This window comes from Arthrobacter sp. MAHUQ-56, from assembly GCF_019710585.1.
Classification (GTDB): domain Bacteria; phylum Actinomycetota; class Actinomycetes; order Actinomycetales; family Micrococcaceae; genus Arthrobacter.
The window spans coordinates 1-1349 of record NZ_JAIFZQ010000015.1 but is presented as its reverse complement, the minus strand read 5'-3'; the positions used below and the strand labels follow the sequence as shown (position 1 = coordinate 1349).

The following is a 1349-nucleotide window of genomic DNA, read 5'->3' as shown; positions in this document are numbered from 1 at the left end:
GGCGAGATCGCCTTGGTGATCGGCAAGGCCGCCCGCCGCGTTTCGATCGAGGACGCCTGGAGCCACGTCGCCGCCGTCACGGCGAGCAACGACCTCGGCGTCTACGACCTTCGCTGGGCTGACAAGGGCTCCAACCTCCGGTCCAAGGGCGGCGACGGTTTCACCCCGGTGGGCCCGGCATTGATTCCGGCAGACGCCGTCGACCCTTCCCAACTGCGCATCCGCACCTGGCACAACGGTGATCTGGTCCAGGACGACACCACCAAGGACCTGCTTTTCCCGTTCGCCCTGCTGGTGGCGGACCTGTCCCAGCTGCTCACCCTCGAAGAAGGCGACATCATCCTCACCGGCACCCCGGCGGGCGCTTCGGTCGCAAAGCCGGGAGACGTGCTGGAGGTTGAGGTGGGCACCGTTGATGGGGCCCTGTCCACGGGCCGCCTGGTCACCAGGGTGGAGGAGGGCACGACGGCGTTCGCCGACTTTGGTGCCCGGCCCAAGGTTGATGACCTGCAGCGGGAGGAGGCCTACGGATCCCGCGAAGCCGCCGGGCTTCCGGCAGTGGCCACTGCCCTCTCCCCCGAGCTGAAGGCCAAGCTCGAATCGGTGGCCACCGCCACGCTGTCGTCGCAGATGCGCAAGCGCGGCCTGAACAACGTGAGCATCGACGGGCTGCAGGCCACCCGCCCGGACCGCCGAGTGGTGGGCCTGGCCCGGACCCTTCGCTACGTTCCCAACCGCGAGGACCTGTTCAAGACCCACGGCGGCGGGTTCAACGCCCAGAAGCGCGCCATCGATTCCGTCAACGAGGGCGAAATCCTGGTCATGGAGGCCCGCGGCGAGAAGGGCACCGGCACTGTGGGTGACATCCTGGCCCTGCGCGCCCAGGTCCGCGGCGCGGCAGCCATCATCACCGACGGCGGCGTCCGCGACTACTCAGCCGTAGCGGACCTGGACATGCCCACCTACTTCGCCAACCCGCACCCCGCGGTGCTTGGCCGGCGCCACATCCCCTGGGACACCGACATCACTATCGCCTGCGGCGGCGCCACCGTGCAGCCCGGCGACATCATCGTGGCCGACTCCGACGGCATCCTGGTGATCCCGCCGGCCATCGCCGAAGAACTGGTGGACGACTGCATCCAGCAGGAAAAGGAAGAAGCCTTCATCTTCGAGATGGTCAAGCAGGGCAACAGCGTGGACGGCCTCTACCCGATGAACGCCGAATGGCAGAAGAGGTACGCGGAGTGGGAACGCATGGGCGGGGAAGACCAATGACTGAGACAGCACTGACCGGCGTGCCGGAGCTTTCCACCGCCCCCGCCGGCAGCAAGGCCGAACAGGCGTACCAG

General features: G+C 67.9%; 1 protein-coding gene. It reads left to right on the top strand.

Going from position 1 to position 1349, the window contains the following annotated elements:
* Nucleotides 1-1275, top strand: a 1275-nt coding sequence (locus K4G53_RS07870) for a fumarylacetoacetate hydrolase family protein (RefSeq protein WP_221385159.1), incomplete at its 5' end; no start/stop codon positions are given.
* Nucleotides 1276-1349 lie beyond the last annotated feature (74 nt).